This is a genomic window from Geodermatophilus sp. SYSU D00766 (assembly GCF_054049915.1).
Window position 1 is genome coordinate 46,271 of the sequence record NZ_JBJGYI010000013.1, and the last position, 16,273, is coordinate 62,543.

At 77.8% G+C, this 16,273-nt stretch carries 11 protein-coding genes; 5 read left to right on the forward strand and 6 right to left on the reverse strand.

The window, feature by feature from the left end; translation table 11 throughout:
- Positions 1–85 precede the first annotated feature (85 nt).
- Positions 86–991, reverse strand: coding sequence for a DivIVA domain-containing protein (locus ACI8AD_RS12115; protein WP_456870773.1), 906 nt, complete (start codon positions 989–991; stop codon positions 86–88).
- Between the two features lie 252 nt (positions 992–1,243).
- Here ACI8AD_RS12115 and ACI8AD_RS12120 point away from each other — a divergent pair, with 252 nt between their 5' ends.
- Both ACI8AD_RS12120 and ACI8AD_RS12125 read left to right on the forward strand, forming a co-directional pair.
- Positions 1,244–2,401, forward strand: a complete 1,158-nt coding sequence (locus ACI8AD_RS12120) for an LLM class flavin-dependent oxidoreductase (protein ID WP_456870774.1) — start codon at positions 1,244–1,246, stop codon at positions 2,399–2,401.
- On the forward strand, positions 2,398–3,024 hold the full coding sequence (locus tag ACI8AD_RS12125; RefSeq protein WP_456870775.1) for an FMN reductase: 627 nt from the start codon (positions 2,398–2,400) through the stop codon (positions 3,022–3,024). The genes ACI8AD_RS12120 and ACI8AD_RS12125 overlap by 4 nt, the downstream gene beginning before the upstream one ends.
- 45 nt (positions 3,025–3,069) lie before the next feature.
- Here ACI8AD_RS12125 and ACI8AD_RS12130 read toward each other — a convergent pair whose 3' ends face one another.
- The 4 genes from ACI8AD_RS12130 to ACI8AD_RS12145 all read right to left on the reverse strand — a co-directional run bounded on the left by ACI8AD_RS12130 (position 3,070) and on the right by ACI8AD_RS12145 (position 8,165).
- Positions 3,070–4,644: an FMN-binding glutamate synthase family protein gene (locus tag ACI8AD_RS12130; RefSeq protein WP_456870776.1), complete on the reverse strand. Its 1,575-nt coding sequence runs from the start codon at positions 4,642–4,644 to the stop codon at positions 3,070–3,072.
- 73 nt (positions 4,645–4,717) lie between these two features.
- Positions 4,718–6,262, reverse strand: a complete 1,545-nt coding sequence (locus ACI8AD_RS12135) for a gluconokinase (protein ID WP_456870777.1) — start codon at positions 6,260–6,262, stop codon at positions 4,718–4,720.
- Between the two features lie 39 nt (positions 6,263–6,301).
- Positions 6,302–6,811, reverse strand: coding sequence for a hypothetical protein (locus ACI8AD_RS12140; RefSeq protein ID WP_456870778.1), 510 nt, complete (start codon positions 6,809–6,811; stop codon positions 6,302–6,304).
- A gap of 22 nt (positions 6,812–6,833) precedes the next feature.
- The gene (locus ACI8AD_RS12145; RefSeq protein ID WP_456870779.1) at positions 6,834–8,165 is read right to left on the reverse strand and encodes an MFS transporter; all 1,332 of its coding nucleotides are present in this window, start codon (positions 8,163–8,165) and stop codon (positions 6,834–6,836) included.
- Positions 8,166–8,288: 123 nt separating this feature from the next.
- Between ACI8AD_RS12145 and ACI8AD_RS12150 the strand changes: the two genes are divergently transcribed.
- From ACI8AD_RS12150 to ACI8AD_RS12160, 3 genes are all read left to right on the forward strand, one after another.
- Positions 8,289–8,912: a TetR/AcrR family transcriptional regulator gene (locus tag ACI8AD_RS12150; RefSeq protein ID WP_456870780.1), complete on the forward strand. Its 624-nt coding sequence runs from the start codon at positions 8,289–8,291 to the stop codon at positions 8,910–8,912.
- Between the two features lie 85 nt (positions 8,913–8,997).
- Positions 8,998–10,869: a hypothetical protein gene (locus ACI8AD_RS12155; RefSeq protein WP_456870781.1), complete on the forward strand. Its 1,872-nt coding sequence runs from the start codon at positions 8,998–9,000 to the stop codon at positions 10,867–10,869.
- 5 nt (positions 10,870–10,874) lie between these two features.
- Positions 10,875–12,047 (forward strand): acyltransferase family protein, encoded by a 1,173-nt coding sequence (locus tag ACI8AD_RS12160; RefSeq protein WP_456870782.1) that lies wholly within the window; start codon positions 10,875–10,877, stop codon positions 12,045–12,047.
- 14 nt (positions 12,048–12,061) lie between these two features.
- Here the strand turns inward: ACI8AD_RS12160 and ACI8AD_RS12165 are convergent, their stop codons facing one another.
- Positions 12,062–16,264: an alpha-(1->3)-arabinofuranosyltransferase domain-containing protein gene (locus tag ACI8AD_RS12165; RefSeq protein WP_456870783.1), complete on the reverse strand. Its 4,203-nt coding sequence runs from the start codon at positions 16,262–16,264 to the stop codon at positions 12,062–12,064.
- Positions 16,265–16,273 lie beyond the last annotated feature (9 nt).

The following is a 16,273-nucleotide window of genomic DNA, read 5'->3' on the forward strand; positions in this document are numbered from 1 at the left end:
ACCGGAGGGACGGGCGGGACAGGTGGGGTGCAGGCGGGACGGACGCCGACCCCGCGGCCGGCGTCCGCCCTGCTCAGCGAGCCGGTCAGGAGGCCGCGGCGACCTCGGGCCGGCCGGCCCCGTGCAGCATCGTGAGCTGCGACGCATCACCGACGGCGACCGGGTCGCGACCGTCCGGCACTCCGGCGGTCCCCCGGCGCTCGGCGAGGACGGGGACGTCCTCGGGCAGCGCCCCGGCGACGACCGCGAGGGCCCGGTCGATCTGGCCGGTCAGCCCGAGCAGCCACTCGCGGGCCTGGTCGCGCTCGTCGCGCAGCGGCGCGAGCTCGGCCTCGGCGGCCAGCCGGCGCTCGAGCGCCTCGGCGTCGGCCCGGGCGCGCACCTCGGCGGCCTCCCGGTCCCGCTGCTCGCGCGCCTCGGCGGCCGCGCGGTCGAGCCGGGCGCGCTCCTCGGCCGCTGCCCGGCCCACCTCCGCCGCCTGGCGGCGGGCCGCCTCGAGCACGGCCGCGGCCTCGCTGCGGGTCTGCTGGCGCAGCGCGATGACCGCCTCGCGCATCTCGGCGACCCCGCGGAGCCGCGCCTCGGCCTCGGTGCGGGCCTCGGCGAGCAGCCGCCGGGCCTCCTCCTCGGCGGTCGAGGTGACCGCGGCGGCCTCCTGCTCGGCCCGGGCCACCAGGGCCCTGGCCTCCTCCGGCCCGGGCAGCGACTGCCGCTCGCGGACCAGCGCCGCGAGCCGGCGCCGGGCGTTCTGCAGCTCGGTCGAGCAGGCGGCGTAGCGGCTGAGGAGGTGGTCGTTCTCCCGCCGCAGGACCATGACCTCGGTCTCGGCCCAGTCCACGTAGGTGTCCACCTGCGCGCGGTCGTAGCCGCGCACCGCCGTCTTGAACACCGGCCCCGTGCCCAGCAGGCCGTCGAGCCCGCTCGGTGCCCGTCTCGGGTCGTCGTCCCCGGCCGCTGCGTGCCGTGCGCGCCCCTCACCCACCTGCGACATCCCGGTCCCCCTCGGTACGCCGTCCGATCCGGTTCCCCGCTGGCCGGTCGGAGTGATCACAATCTCCCACCCCGGGGGACCGGCCGGACCGGCCCGACGGGCAGCGGACCGGGCCGTCGGAGTGGGGTCGTCGCGACGTGCCGGGGTGATCACGCAGCGCAGTGGATGTGTCTCGGCACGGTCACGAGAGCCTGGGAATGGATCCGGGTGGCCGGGGGTTCGGCGGAGTGCAGTAGTTGCACGCTCAACCACATGGAGCACGAGATGCAGTTCGGCGTCTTCTCGGTCAGCGACATCACGACCGACCCCACCACCGGCCGCACGCCCAGCGAGGCGGAGCGGATCCAGGCCGTCGTCCGGATCGCGGAGAAGGCCGAGGAGGTCGGCCTGGACGTCTTCGCCCTCGGCGAGCACCACAACCCGCCGTTCTTCTCGTCCTCGCCCACCACGACCCTGGCCTACGTCGCGGCGCGCACGCAGCGGCTGCAGCTGTCGACGGCGACCACGCTGATCACCACCAACGACCCGGTGAAGATCGCCGAGGACTACGCGATGCTGCAGCACCTCGCCGGCGGCCGCGTCGACCTCATGCTGGGCCGCGGCAACACCGGCCCGGTCTACCCCTGGTTCGGCCAGGACATCCGCGACGGGCTGCCGCTGGCGGTCGAGAACTACGCGCTGCTGCGCCGGCTGTGGGACGAGGAGGTCGTCGACTGGTCGGGCCGCTTCCGCACGCCGCTGCAGGGCTTCACCTCGACCCCGCGCCCGCTCGACGGCGTCGCGCCGTTCGTATGGCACGGGTCGATCCGCTCGCCGCAGATCGCCGAGCAGGCCGCCTACTACGGCGACGGGTTCTTCTCCAACCACATCTTCTGGCCGAAGGAGCACACGCAGCGGATGGTGGAGTTCTACCGCCGCCGCTTCGAGCACCACGGCCACGGCAGCGCCGACCAGGCGATCGTCGGCCTCGGCGGTCAGGTGTTCGTGCGCAAGAACTCGCAGGACGCCGTGGACGAGTTCCGGCCCTACTTCGACAACGCGCCGGTCTACGGCCACGGCCCGTCGCTGGAGGACTTCTCCCGCGAGACGCCGCTGACCGTCGGCTCCCCGCAGCAGGTCATCGAGCGCACCCTCGGGTTCCGCGAGTACGTCGGTGACTACCAGCGCCAGCTGTTCCTCGTCGACCACGCCGGCCTGCCGCTGAAGACCGTGCTCGAGCAGCTGGACGTCCTGGGCGAGGAGGTCGTGCCGGTGCTGCGCCGGGAGTTCGCGGCGCTCAAGCCCGCGCACGTGCCCGACGCGCCCACCCACGCCTCGCGGGTCGCCGCCCGCGGCGGCGCGGTCGACCCCACCGTCCACGCGCCCGGTGACGACGTCACCGGGCGCACCGCCGAGGAGGTCTCCGCGTGACCACCCGCACCCTGGCCGTGGTCAGCGCCGGGCTGTCGACGCCGTCGTCGACCCGGCTGCTGGCCGACCGGCTGACCGCCGCGACGGTGGCCGCCCTGCGCGAGCGGGGCGAGGACGCCGTCGTCGAGGTCGTCGAGCTGCGCGAGCACGCGCGCGACCTGGCCGACGCCTTCGTCACCGGCTTCCCGAACGCGGCGCTGCGCGCGGCGATCGAGACGGTGACCGGCGCCGACGCCGTCATCGCGGTGACGCCGGTGTTCACCGCCTCCTACAGCGGGCTGTTCAAGTCCTTCGTCGACGTGCTGGAGAAGGACGCGCTCACCGGCACGCCCGTCCTGCTGGCCGCCACCGCCGGCACCGCCCGGCACTCGCTGGTGCTCGAGCACGCCATGCGGCCGCTGTTCGCCTACCTGCGCGCGGTGACCGTGCCGACCGCGGTGTTCGCGGCGAGCGAGGACTGGGCCGGCGGCGACGGTGCCGGCGGCGAGCTGGCGGCGCGGGTCGACCGCGCGGCCGGCGAACTGGCCGACGTCGTCACCGGACGGCCGGCGTCGGCTCGCCCGGCCGACCCGTTCGCCGACGTCCCCTCCTTCGAGGACCTGCTGCGCGGCGGCGCGGCATAGGAAGCGATCCCCACGTCCTGGCGCCCAGGACGTGGGGAGAGCTTCCTATGCCTGGGCGTCCTCCGAGGGGGGTGCCGAGCCGCCCTGGGGGGCCTCGGCCGTCATGACCGCGACGATCTGCTCGCGGTCGGCGGCCGAGGGCAGCCCCCACCCGGTCTCGTAGCCGTAGACCTCGCCCAGCGGGGTCGACGCCGTCCGCCCGGTGAGCACCTCGACCGAGCCGGTGTCGATCAGCCCCGGGTGCTCGACGCCGCAGGCCTCGGCCACCTTGAGCAGGTCGCGGCGCAGCGTGGCGACGTAGTTGGCCAGCCGCACCGACTTCAGCGCCGGGTCCAGGCCGTGGCTGAGCCAGGCGTTCTGCGTGGCGACGCCGGTCGGGCAGGTGTCGGTGTGGCACTTCTGCGCCTGGATGCAGCCGATCGCCAGCATCGCCTCGCGGGCGATGTTGACCATGTCGCAGCCGAGGGCGAACGCCACGATCGCGTTGTCGGGCAGCCCGAGCTTGCCGGCGCCGACGAAGGTGACCTGCTCGGCCAGCCCGCGCCGGGCGAAGGTCGAGTACACCCGGGCGAAGCCGAGCTGGAACGGCAGGGACACCGAGTCGGTGAAGATCAGCGGCGCGGCGCCGGTGCCGCCCTCGCCGCCGTCGACCGTCACGAAGTCCACCCCGCGGCCGGTGCCGGCCATGAGCGCGGTCAGCTCGTCCCAGAAGGCCATGTCGCCGACGGCGGACTTGATGCCCACCGGCAGCCCGGTCTCGGCGGCCAGCAGCTCCACCCAGTCGAGCAGGCCGTCGACGTCGCCGAACTCCGCGTGCCGGGACGGGCTGACGCAGTCGACGCCCTCCGGCACTCCGCGGGCGGCGGCGATCTCGGCGGTCACCTTCGCCCCCGGCAGCACCCCGCCCAGGCCGGGCTTGGCGCCCTGGCTGAGCTTGACCTCCAGCGCCCGCACCGGCGCGGACGCCACCAGGTCCTTGAGTCGCTGCAGGTCGAAGCGGCCTCGCTCGTCGCGGCAGCCGAAGTAGGCGGTGCCGATCTGGAACACCAGCTCCCCGCCGTGCCGGTGGTGCACCGACAGCCCGCCCTCGCCGGTGTTGTGCAGGCACCCGGCCAGCGCCGCGCCCCGGTTGAGCGCCTCGACCGCCGCGCCCGACAGCGACCCGAAGCTCATCGCCGACACGTTGACCACCGACGCCGGCCGGAACGCCAGGCGCCGCCCGCGCGGGCCGCCGAGCACCTTCGCCGAGGGCAGCGCGACGTCGGAGGCGGAGTGCGGGTGCGACGGCGGGACGGCGCGGCCGAAGGTGCGGTGGTTGATCACCGGGTAGCCCGCCGTGTACTCGAGGTCGTTGTCGGTGCCGAACCCGAAGTAGTTGTTCTGCCCCTTGGCCGAGGCGTAGACCCACCGGCGCTGGTCGCGGGTGAAGGGCCGCTCCTCGTTGTTGCCCGCCACCAGGTACTGCCGCAGCTCCGGCCCCATCGACTCCAGCAGGTAGCGGGCGTGCCCGATCACCGGGAAGTTGCGCAGCAGGGTGTGCTCCCGCTGCAGCAGGTCCCGGGCGGCCACCGCCGCCACCGCGCCCAGCCCGGCCACCGCGGCCCGCGCCGCACCCCTCATGTCGCACCTCCGCTTGCGGTCAGGGCGCCATCCTGGCGCGGGACGACGGCGTCCGCGCCTCGGTGGCGCGCGGTCAGACCGGGTGGCCCGACGGGGTGTCGTCGAGGGCGTCCAGCGTGGCCAGGACGTCGGCCAGCGCGTCGGCGGACCGCTCGACCAGCGGGCGCACCCGGCGGTAGAGGTCCGCGGCGGCCGGGTCGGGCTCGACGGGGTCGGAGACGCCGACGAGCGCGGTCGCCGCGTCGAGGTCGGGCAGCGCGCCGAGGGCGTGCAGGCCGAGCAGCGCCGCGCCCAGGCCGGTGCCCTCCGGCGAGTCGGCCACCCGCACCGGGAGGTCGAGCGCGGCCGCCAGCGTGCGCACCCACAGCGGGGAGGCCACCGCGCCGCCGGTGGCGCGGACCTCGGTGACCGGCACGCCGGTGGCCGAGAACGCGTCGCGGACCAGCGCGAGCTGCTGGCACACCCCCTCGACGGCGGCCCGCACCAGGTGCGGCCGGCGGTGCTCGCGGCGCAGGCCGACGTAGGCGCCGCGCAGCCCGGAGCGCCACCACGGCGCCCGCTCGCCGAGCAGGTAGGGCAGGCACAGCAGCCCCGCGCTGCCGGCCGGCACCTCCTGCGCCTCGGCCAGCAACCGGGCGTCGAGGGCGTCGGCGTCCTCCCCCGTGAGCGCCTCCCCGCCGGCCAGGGCCTGCCCCGCCCAGCGCACCACCGAGCCGCCGTTGTTCACCGCGCCGCCGACCACCCACTGGTCGTCGGTGAGCGCGTAGCAGAACAGCCGGTGCGCGGGGTCGGTCGTGGGCTCGGGGACGACGACCCGCATCGCGCCGCTGGTGCCCAGCGACACCGCGGCGACCTGCGGGCGGACGGCGCCGAGGCCGAGGTTGGCCAGCACGCCGTCGGAGGCGCCGATGACCACCGGGGTGTCCCGGGGCAGCCCGGTCGCCGCGGCCACCTCCGGGCGCAACCCAGGCAGCACCGCCGTCGTCGGCAGCACCACCCCCAGCTGGTCGGCGCGCACCCCGGCGATCTGCAGCGCCTCGGGATCCCAGGACCCGGTGCGCAGGCCGTAGAGGCCGGTCGAGGAGGCGCACGAGCGGTCGAGCACCTGCGGGCCGCCGTGCAGCGCCGCGACGACGAGCTCCTTCACCCCGCCCCAGCGCGGCACGCCGGCCAGCCGGTCGGGGTCCTCGGCGCGCAGCCAGGCGAGCTTGAGCAGCGGGGACATCGGGTGCACCGGCGTCCCGGTGCGGGTGTGCAGCCCGCCGGCGCGGCCGTCGGCGCGCAGCGCCCCGGCGAAACCGGCGGCGCGGTCGTCGGCCCAGGTGACCACCGGGCCCAGCGGCCGGCCGTCGTCGTCCATGGGCACCAGACCGTGCATCGCCGCGGACAGGGAGATCCCCACGACCCGGTCGCCGCGCCCGTGGACGGCGGCGCTGACGGCGGCGAGCGCCTGGACGGCGGCGTCGGCGAGGCGCCGTCCGTCGAGCTCGGCGCGGCCGGGCGCGGGCATCGACAGCGAGTAGCCGACGCTGACCAGGTCGCGGACCCGCCCGTCGACTCCCGCGGTCACCGCCTTGGTGGCCGTCGTCCCGCTGTCCAGCCCGACCACCACGTCCATGCGCGCGATCCTGCCCGCGGCGGCGGTGCGGACGCGAGGTCAGCGCATGATCTCGACGAGCAGCACCCAGGCGTTCGCGCAGGCCGCCGCGATCCCGCCGACGAGGGCCCCGGCCAGCCAGTACAGCCCGCCGCCGTCGCCGAGGGCGAGCGACCCCGCCGCCGCCAGCAGGGCACCGGCCGGCAGCAGCACGATGACCGCCCGGCTCACCCGCCTGCCCCGGGGACGGCCGGCCTCCCCCTGCACCGGGACCAGCTCGGCGGCCCCGGTGACGGCGAGCACCAGCCCTGTGGCGGCGAGCTCGGCGGCGAGCACCGACAGCGGCTGGCCGGGGACGAGGACGAACAGGCCGGCCGCCAGCAGTGCCACCAGCAGCACCAGCGTCGCCCCCGCGCGGCGGGGCAGCCAGGCGTAGGACAGGATCCGGTCGAGGTTGATCGAGACCGCGACGAACAGCAGCCCGGTCAGGGCCGCGGTGGCACCGACCGCCGCCACCGCCAGGTCGTGCCAGGCGTCGGGGCGGTAGGCGTCGGTGCCGCCGGCCTCCACGCCGGCCGATCCTGCCGCACGCTCAGCGGTAGGCCGAGCCCCCGCGCAGCCGGGCGGTGACGGCGGCGTGCAGCGGGGCGAGGACGACGCCGTCGCGGGCCAGCCGGGCGCGCAGCACGCGGCGGTGGCGCAGCACGCCGACCAGCCCGACCGCCCAGAACACGTACTGGACGGCGAACGCGGCGCGGAAGGCGCCGAGGTCGTAGGCGGTGGAGCCGCCCGGGGTGAGCGCGTCGAGGACCGCGCCGATGGCGAGGATCGTCAGCAGCGAGGCGACGAACCCGCCGACGTTGACCACGCCGCTGGCGCTGCCCTGGCGCTCGGCGGGGTTCCAGGTGCGGGCGTAGTCGAAGCCGATCATCGAGCCCGGGCCGTTGGTGCCGAGGACCACGACCAGCACCACCAGCAGCCACAGCGGCGCCCGGCCGGGCCACAGCAGCACCGCCGTCCAGGTGGTCGCGGTGAGGCCGAGGATGCCGAGCACGAGGACCGAGCGGCGCAGCGGCCACCGCCCGCACAGCCGGCCCAGCAGCGGGCCGACGGCCATGCCGACGACCACCAGCAGGCTCAGCAGCCCGGCCGCCGTCGCCGGGGCCAGCCCCTGGCCGAGGACGAGGAACGGATAGCCCCACAGCAGCGCGAAGACGGTGCCGGAGAACTGCGTGACCAGGTGGGTGTAGAGGCCGATGCGGGTGCCGGGCTCGCGCCAGGTGAGGGTCAGGCTGCGGCGCACCTCGGCCAGCCCGGCGGCGCTGCTCGCGGGTGTGCCGGGCGGGGCGTCGCGCAGCGTGGCCGACGCCAGGACCACGACGAGCACGCCGACCGCCGCGGCGCCGAGGAAGGTGCTGCGCCAGCCGGCGGCGTGCAGCAGCGCGACCAGCGGGTAGGCGGCCACGATCTGCCCGACCTGCCCGAGGATGCCGGTGAGCTGCGTGACGACCGGGACGGTGGGGCCGGGGAACCAGAACCCGATCACCCGCAGCACGCTGATGAAGGTCATGGCGTCCCCGGCGCCGACGAGCACCCGGGCGGCGACCGCGGTGGGGACGTCGGTGGCGATCGCCAGCACCAGCTGGCCGGCGGCCATCGTCAGCCCGCCGGCGAGGATCAGCCGTCGCGAGCCGAACCGGTCCAGCGCCACCCCGACCGGCACCTGCAGCCCCGCGTAGACGGCCAGCTGCAGCACGAGGAACAACGACACCGCCGAGGCGCCGGCGGAGAACCGCTCCTGCGCCTCCACGCCCGCCACGCCGAGGGAGGCGCGGTGGAAGACCGCGACGACGTAGGCGGCCAGCGCGGTCAGCCAGACGGCGTAGGCGCGCAGCGGCGCACGGGCAGGCGTCGGGGGCGTCACCCAGGGGACGACAGCCCCCGGCGGCGATGTGTTCCCGGGGCGGGCGGTGAACCGCCTCACCGCCGCCGCCGGCCGCGGCGTCGCGGGCCGGTCCGGGGGCCCGGCGGCCGTAGCATCCCGGCCGTGGAAGCCCTGGTCTCGCCGGCCGACCTCACCGAGGAGGACGCCGCCCGCCGGGTGCGCATCATGCTGGCGCTGGCCACCTGCATGGCGGCCAAGGGCTACCGCGCCACGACCATCTCCGACATCGCCCGCGAGGGCCGGGTGTCCAAGACCGTCGTCTACGCGCACTTCCGCGACAAGGAGCACTGCCTGCTCGAGCTCTACACCCGGGCCAGCGACAAGATGCTCGCCACGGTGCGGGCCGCCCAGGCCGCCGCGGCCGGGCTCCCCTGGCGCGACCGGCTGCGGACGGCGGTGCGCGCCTACCTGGAGGTGCTCGCCGCCAACCCCGAGGTGGCGTGGGCGTCGCTGGTCGAGGTGCAGGCCGCCGGCCGCCCGGCACTCGCGCTGCGCCGGCAGGTCATCGACCGCTACGTCGAGCTGATCAGCGGGGTCGCCGCCGACCTGGCACGCCGGCACCCCGGCGAGGTGCGCCCGGTGGACCGCGCGCTGGTGCTCGCTGCCGTCGGCGGGCTCAACGAGCTGATGCTGGCCCGGGTCGAGCGCGGCGAGGCCGCGGCGCTCGCCGAGGACACCGACGTCGCCACTGAGGTGCTCGTCCAGCTCGTCGCCCGCACCGCCTGAGCCGGCTCACCCGGCGGCGGGCTACCGGCCGGTAACGTCGCTGGTTACCCTCCGTCGAGACCTCGCTCACAGCGATCGGAGTTCCATGGCCTCACCTGCGGACGTCGGCGTCCCCGCCGCAGAGCCGGCGACCGGGACGGCGCCGCGGGCGGGCTCCCCGCGCACCGTCGTGCAGCTGCGGGTCGACCGCGAGGCCCTCGTCCCCGCCGTCGCCGCGGCCCTGGTGGCCGTGCACCTGCTGCTGCGCGCCTGGACGGCGGCCGGCGGCTGGCTGACCCGGCAGGACCTGCTCGCGCCGGCCTCCCTCATCGGGCTGACCGGCGAGGTGCCCGGCCCGCCCGCGGCCGCCGCCCTCGCCCGCGGCGTGGCCTCGGTGGCGCCCTACTCCTGGCCCGGGCTGGTGGCGCTGGAGGTGGCCGGCCAGCTCCTCGTCGACCTGCTGCTCTACCGGCTGCTGGTCGAGCTCGCCGGCCGCCGCCCGGCGGTGCTGCTGCCGTTCACCGTCTACCTCACCAGCTCGCTGCCGCTCGTCGGCGGGCTGTGGTGGAGCGCCGCGCTCGTCCAGCTGCCCCTGCAGCTGGTCCTGCTGACGGCGGTCGGCGCGCACGTGCGGCACCTGCGGACCCGCGCCCCCGGACCGGCGGTGGTCGCCGGGCTCGCGGTGGCGGGAGGGCTGCTGTTCGCCGGCTGGGTGGCGCTCGTCCCGGTGCTGCTCCTCGCCGGCACGCTGGCGTGGGCCACCGCCGGACCGCTGCGGGAGCGCGTGCGGGCGCTCGCGCGGTGGCGCACCGCGTGGGCCGCGCAGGCCGCCGGCGTGTTCGCCGGGCTGCTCGCCCGGGTGCTCACCGACGCCGGCCCGCTGCTCGACCCCACCCGCCTCCGCGCGGCGGCCGGGGCGGCCCCCGGCGAGCTGGCCCGCACGGTGCTGCCCGGCCTGGTCGGCGGCCCGTGGGGGTGGCGGCCGGTGGCGCTGCCGTTCGCCGTCCCCGAGCCCCCGCCGGCGCTGGTGTGGGGCGCGGGCGCCGTCGTCGCCGCCGTCGTGGTGGGCAGCGTGGTGCTCGCCGGCGGCGCGCTGCGGGCGTGGCTGCTCGCGGCCGCGGCCGGCGCGGTCGTCCTGCTGGCCGAGGGTGCCGCGCCCGACCGGGCCGACGTGACCGGCGGGCTGCCCGCCGGCACCGTCGCGCCGGCGACCCTGGCGCTGCTGGCGGCGCTGGGCCTGACGCTGGCCGTGCTGCCCGTCGTCGGCGCTCCCCCGGTGCTCCGGCGGCGCCGGGCGGCGGGTCTCCCCGCCCGCCTCGCCCGCCCGGCGCTGGGCGTGGCGGTGGGCGGCGCGCTCGCCGTCGGCTGCGTGCTGTCGACCGCCGGGTTCGCCTCCTTCTGGTCGGTCAACGCCACCCGCGACTACGTGGCGGAGGCGCGGGCGTCGGTGATCGGGCGGCAGGACCTCGTCGTCGCCGACACGACCGTGCCCGAGGAGGTCGTGCCGGGGGCGCTCGCGCCGGCGAACCGGGCCTCGGTGGTGCTCTCCGGGCTGCCGGCGCAGCCGCACTTCCTGCAGGTCGGCGAGGTGACCCACCAGCTCGCCGCGCTCGACGACCGGGGCCGCGGGCAGCTCGCCGCCGTCGACCCGGTGACGACGTCGGGCCCGGGGCCGCAGCCGGACTGCGGCTGGCAGGTGGCCGGCGCGCCGGTGACCGTCCCGCTGCGCCAGGCGGTGCCGCCGGGCCGGTGGATCGTGCAGGTCGCCTACATCGCCGGCGGCGCCAACGCCGTCACGGTGCAGGCCGGGGACACCCTCGGCGGCACGCTGGTCGGCGCCGGGCTGCGCGACCTGTACCTGCAGGTCGACGGCGCGGTCGACGAGCTGGTGGTCGCCGTCGACGACCCGGGGGTGCCGGTGTGCGTGGGCGTGGTGACCGTCGGGACGCCCCGTCCCCTGACGCCGGGCGGGGGCTGACCGCGGTGCGCTACCCCTGCCTCAACGGCCTGCGCGCGCTCGCGGCGCTGGCCGTCGTCACCACCCACGCCGCGTTCTGGGCCGGCGCCTACACCCCCGACCCCGGCGGGTTCGCCCTCGCCCGCCTCGACGTCGGCGTCGCGGTGTTCTTCACGCTGTCGGGGTTCCTGCTCTCCCAGCCGTTCCTGCGCGCCGCCGCCGAGGACCGGCCCGCCCCGCGCACCACCGCCTACCTGTGGCGGCGGGCGCTGCGGATCCTGCCGGCCTACTGGCTGTGCGTGGCGCTGGCGATGCTCTTCCTCCCGGGCAACGAGGGCGCCACGGCCGGTGACTGGCTGCGCTTCCTGACGCTGACGCAGATCTACTCGCGCGACTGGCACGCCGAGGGCCTCGACCACGCCTGGAGCCTGTGCACCGAGGTCGCCTTCTACCTGCTGCTGCCGCTGCTGGTCCGCGTCCTGCTGGCGGTCGCCGGCGGGTGGCGGCCGCGGCGGCTGCTCGCCGGGCTGGGGGTGCTGTCGCTGTTCGGGTGGGGCTGGAGCCTCTGGGCGGCGAGCGACCCGCTCGTCCTCGGCTCGCTGACCCTGTGGCTGCCGGCCTACCTGTCCTGGTTCGCCGCCGGGATGGCCGTCGCGGTCCTCACCGTGTCGGCACCCGACCGCGCGCCGGTCCGGGCGGTCGAGGTGCTGGCGTCGAGCCCGTGGACCTGCTGGGCCGGCGCCGCCGCCCTGTTCTGGGTGGCCGCCGGCCCGCTCACCGGCCCGGTGCAGCTGGACCAGGGGCTGACCGGCCCGCAGGTGGTGGTCAAGCACGTGCTCTACACCGGCGTGGCCGCGCTCGCGGTGCTGCCGCTGGTGTTCGGCGACCAGACCCGCGGCCGCGCGCGCCGTGTGCTCGCCAGCCGCCCGGTGCACTGGGCCGGGGAGATCTCCTACGGCGTCTTCCTGTTCCACCTGCTGCTGCTCGTGGCGTTCTGGGACCTGTTCGAGAGCCCGCTGCCGGTGGTGCTGGGCGGCACGCTGGCCGCCGCGGTCGCGGTGGCCGCGCTGTCCTACCGGGTCCTGGAGCGGCCGCTGGTGGAGCGGCTGCGCTCGGTGGTGCCCGACCGGCCGCCGGTGAGGCCCGCCGACCGGGCCGTGGCCCGCGACGAGGACGAGGCGCAGGCGCTGGCCCCCTGACCGGTCTCCGGTCCTCAGCCCCGCCGGGGCAGCCGCGCCGCCAGCCGGGCCGCCGGCCCGCGGAGGCCGGGCGCGGGCAGCACCGTGGCCACCACCGCCGCCACGGCGGCCAGCGCGAGCACCTGCCGGGCGGTGCCGGTGGCGGCCGGCACGGTGAGCAGCAGTGCCCCGGCGACCCCGACGGCGGCCGCGGCGATGCCCCCGAGGACGGCGGCCCGCCGCGCCCGCAGCGCACCGGCGACGGCGACGGCGGCCGCGAGCAGGCCCAGCCCGACCACGCCCCCGACCAGCGCGGTGCCGGCGACGGCGGCCACCACGACCAGCACCGTCGCCCCGCGACCGGGGCGGCGTTCGGCGGTGGTCCGGGTGCGCCGCACCGGCAGCGCCGCCAGCAGCACCAGCAGCAGCACCGCGCCGGCGCCGGCGGCCAGCGCACCCCGGTAGGCCGCGCCCGGGGTGAACTCCAGCGACACCGTGCCCGCGGCGCCGGGCGGCAGCACCCAGCCCTGCTGCCAGCCGTCGACGGCGACGGACTCGAGGACTTCGCCGTCCAGCGTCGCCGTCCAGCCGGGGTTGGTGTTCTCCGGGACGACGAGCAGGGTGGCCTCGTCGCGGGCGGCGACCTCGACGGCGCGGTGCTCGGCGTCCCAGCGGGTCACCGCGGCCGCGTCGCGGCCGGGCCCGGGCCCGAGGTCGGTCGCGACGAGGGTGGCCGAGCGGACGGCGAGGACGTCGGTGCCCGCGGCGACCAGCCGGTGCTCGCCGGCGGCCAGCCGCACCGCGGGGTCGCCGCAGACCTGCAGCTCCAGGGGCTCGAGGTCGCGCAGCGCGCCGACGGTCGCGGTCGCCGTCGTCGCGCGGGTCTCGCCGTCGACGGTGACCGCGGGACCGTCCCCGCACGGGACGGTGACCTCGGCGGCGAGGTCCAGCGGCGCGGCGCTCCCGACCTGCAGCTCGCTCACCCCGGTGCCCAGCGGGGTGACGAACCGGGTGACCGGGTCGAAGGTGTCCAGCTCCAGCGGCGCCGCGAGGGTCACCTGCAGGCGGTCGGTGGTGACCGGTGCGAAGCGGACGGCGCCGTCGTCGTCGAGCCCGAGGGTGCGCGGCAGGCCGCCGGCGGTGAGGGTGACCGCGGTGGGGAACGCGGCGGCCAGGCCGGGGGTGGTGACCACCCGCAGCGAGTCGACGGTGCGCGGCCGCGGCCAGGTGAGGGTGAGGGTCGGCGCGGCGTCGCCCGGGTCGGCGTGCCACGCGGTCGCGGGGTCGCCGTCGACCGCCGCGAGGGCGCTGCCGCGCGGGTCGGCCACCGCGGTGCTGCTGGCCGCGACGGCGACGTCGAGCCCGCCGGCCTCGGCGAGCAGCGCGTCGAGCGCCGGCCCGGGTCGCGGCACCGCGGTGGCGGTGAGCTGGGCGCGGGCCGGGTCGGCGGCCGTGAACACCCGGTCGAGCCCGGCGGGCTCCTCCGCGCCGGCCACCAGCGCGGCGGCGCACCGCGGGGTGCCGGCGGCGTCGACCACGCAGCCCGACGCCGACCCGCCGGGGCCCAGGGCGTCGAAGGCCCAGGCCGCGACCTCGCCGTCCGGCGCGGGGGGAACCAGCGAGCGGGTGACCCGCACGCCGGGCACCGCGACCTCGGCCAGCGCCAGGGCGGCGCCGTCGTCGGCACCGATGGCCAGCGTGGCGGTGGTCCCGGCGGGCAGCGGCAGGTCCTGCGGCCCGGCGACCGGGCGCAGCGGGCGGGTGATGGTCCCGCGGTCGGTGGTGAGGCGGACCTCGGCGGGCGCGTCGGCGGCGGTCGCTGCGTCGAGGGTGATCGTCACGCCGGCGGCCAGGAACGGCCGGTCGGCGGTCAGCCGCCACTCCGCCGGGCCGGTGTCGCCGTAGCCGGCGGCCGGCCGCCACGCCGTCGCGGGGTCCCCGTCGAGGGCGGCCCACGGGGAGGCGTCGGGACGGGCGCCCCCGGCGCTGCCGGCGTCGGAGGCCGAGCTGGAGGCGGCTGCGGTGCCGCCGGACCAGCGGACGGCGGTCTCGCCGCGCGCGAGGTCGGCGTCGAGGTAGTCGCGGGCCGGGCCGGTCAGGCGCCGCGGGTCGTCCGGCGCGAGCGCGGCCGACGTCGCCCCGGTGATGCGGCCGAAGGCGCGCTCCCGGCGCACCAGCGCGTCGCCCACCATCCCCGGGCCGACGCCGTCGGGTGCGGCGCCGGCGAGGACGGTCGGCCGGTCGCCGAGCAGCCCGCGGTCCTCCAGCGCGAGCACCGCGTCGGGGCCGCCGGCCACGGGCACGGTCTCGGCCAGCGGCGCGGTCCACGCCCGGGGGGCGGTGCCCGCGACGGCGTAGACCTCGATCGCCGGCGCCGGCTCGACCAGGCCGGCGTCGAGGACGATCCCCTCGGTCCAGGGCAGCGCCGGCACGGTCGGGCCGAAGGCGGCGACCGGGGTGATGCCCGGCGAGTCGCGCAGCGCCTGGCGCACCAGGACCGAGCGGGTCGAGGCGGCCGCCCCGGTGTCGAGGTCGTTGCGCAGCACCAGGTGGGAGACGCCGGCGCGGGCGAGGAACCGGGTCAGCCCGGCGGAGCCCTCGCCGCGCTCGAGCCGCCGCTCGACGGCGTCGAGGACCCGGATGTGGCCCTCGGGGGTGAGCGGGATGGCGTTGCGGACGTCCCACGGCGAGTCGGCCAGGGGCTGCAGCGGCTCGTCCTGCGGGCTCCCCCACGCGTAGGTGCCGAACGACGACGCGGGCACCAGCAGCGCGCGGCCGCTGGGCTGCTCGGCGGCGAGGAAGCCGGCCGCCTCGGCCCAGTAGCCGGGCACCTCCTCGAAGCCGGTCGGCGGCGCGAGCCGCCCGGCCAGCGCCGGGGAGGCGGTGGCGACCAGCGCGAGGACGACGGCGGCGAGCGCGCCGCGCACCGCCAGCCCACGGGGTGCCGGCCAGCGGGCGGGCCAGGACGCCGGCCGCGGCCCGGGCCCGTCCTCCCGCAGCCGGCGGGCGAGGACGCCGACCAGGTGGGCCAGCGCCAGGGCGAGCGGCAGCCGCAGCACCGGGTCGAACTTGTGCACGTTGCGCAGCGGGGCGAGGGCGCCGTCGAGCGCCGCGTTGAGCGGGCCGGCGAGCAGCCCGTCGACGGTGGCGAGGTGCCCGAGGGTGACCAGCGCGACGCCGGCGAGCAGGCCCAGCACCAGCCAGGTGCGCTCGGGCAGGTCACGGCGGGCCAGGGACAGCAGGCCGGCGCCGGCCAGGACGAGGGTGCCGGCCGCGGGGAGGGTCTCGGCCACCAGCACCCACCCGGCCGGCCAGGTCGGCCCGGTCGCGGTGCCCAGGTAGGCCAGCCAGTGGTCGACCCCGCGCAGCACGGAGAGCACGTCGGTGGGGGCGGTGGTGACGTCGGCGTTCTCGATGTAGTCGAGGAACGGGGGGCTGTAGCGCCCGAGCAGCAGCAGCGGCCCGGCCCACCATGCGGTGGCCAGCACGACGGCGCCGGCCCACCACGCGGCCAGCCGGCGGCGCAGCGGGCCGCCCGGCCGGGTGAGCAGCCACAGCACCGGCAGCGGCAGCACCGCCGACGCCGCGACCGCGTTGACCCCGCCGGCGCAGAGCACCGCCAGGCCCGACAGCGCCGCGGCCCGGCGCGGGGAGCGGGCCGCCGCGGCGCCGACCAGCGGCACCAGCACCCACGGCGCGACCGCCATCGGCACCACCTCGACGGAGGTGGCGCCCAGCGCGGTGACCATGCGCGGGGCCAGCGCGTAGGCCAGCCCGCCGACGATGCCGGCGGCCGGCGAGCCGATCCCGAGCCGGCGGGCCAGGACGACGACGCCGAGGAAGGCGGTGCTCATCAGCAGCGCCAGCCACAGCCGCTGCACCACCCAGGCGTCCAGGCCGACGGCGTCGCCCAGGGCGAAGAAGGGACCCATCGGGAACAGGTAGCCGTAGGCCTGGTTCTGCACCTGGCCGGCGAAGCCCTCGGGTTCCCACAGCTGCAGGGCGCGGGCGAGGAAGCCGGCCGGGTCGACGGTCAGGTCGAGCTTGGTGTCCGGGACGACCCGCCCGGGCGACTGCGAGAACGCCAGCCCGAGCAGGCCCAGGCACACCACCGCCAGCCGCACCCGGTGCAGCAGCACGCCGGCGCGGGGGTCCGGGGGCGTCCCCGTCGCCGCCCGGGACGCGACCGAGCCCGCCGGGAGGGTCCCGGCGGGCTCGGGGACGAGCGTCGCGGTCACGGCTCCAGG

Coding starts and splice junctions, on each gene's coding strand:
- ACI8AD_RS12155 (WP_456870781.1), top strand. CDS start 8,998: ATGGCCTCACCTGCGGACGTCGGCGTCCCCGCCGCAGAGCCGGCGACC.
- ACI8AD_RS12115 (WP_456870773.1), bottom strand. CDS start 991: ATGTCGCAGGTGGGTGAGGGGCGCGCACGGCACGCAGCGGCCGGGGAC.
- ACI8AD_RS12130 (WP_456870776.1), bottom strand. CDS start 4,644: ATGAGGGGTGCGGCGCGGGCCGCGGTGGCCGGGCTGGGCGCGGTGGCG.
- ACI8AD_RS12120 (WP_456870774.1), top strand. CDS start 1,244: ATGGAGCACGAGATGCAGTTCGGCGTCTTCTCGGTCAGCGACATCACG.
- ACI8AD_RS12135 (WP_456870777.1), bottom strand. CDS start 6,262: ATGGACGTGGTGGTCGGGCTGGACAGCGGGACGACGGCCACCAAGGCG.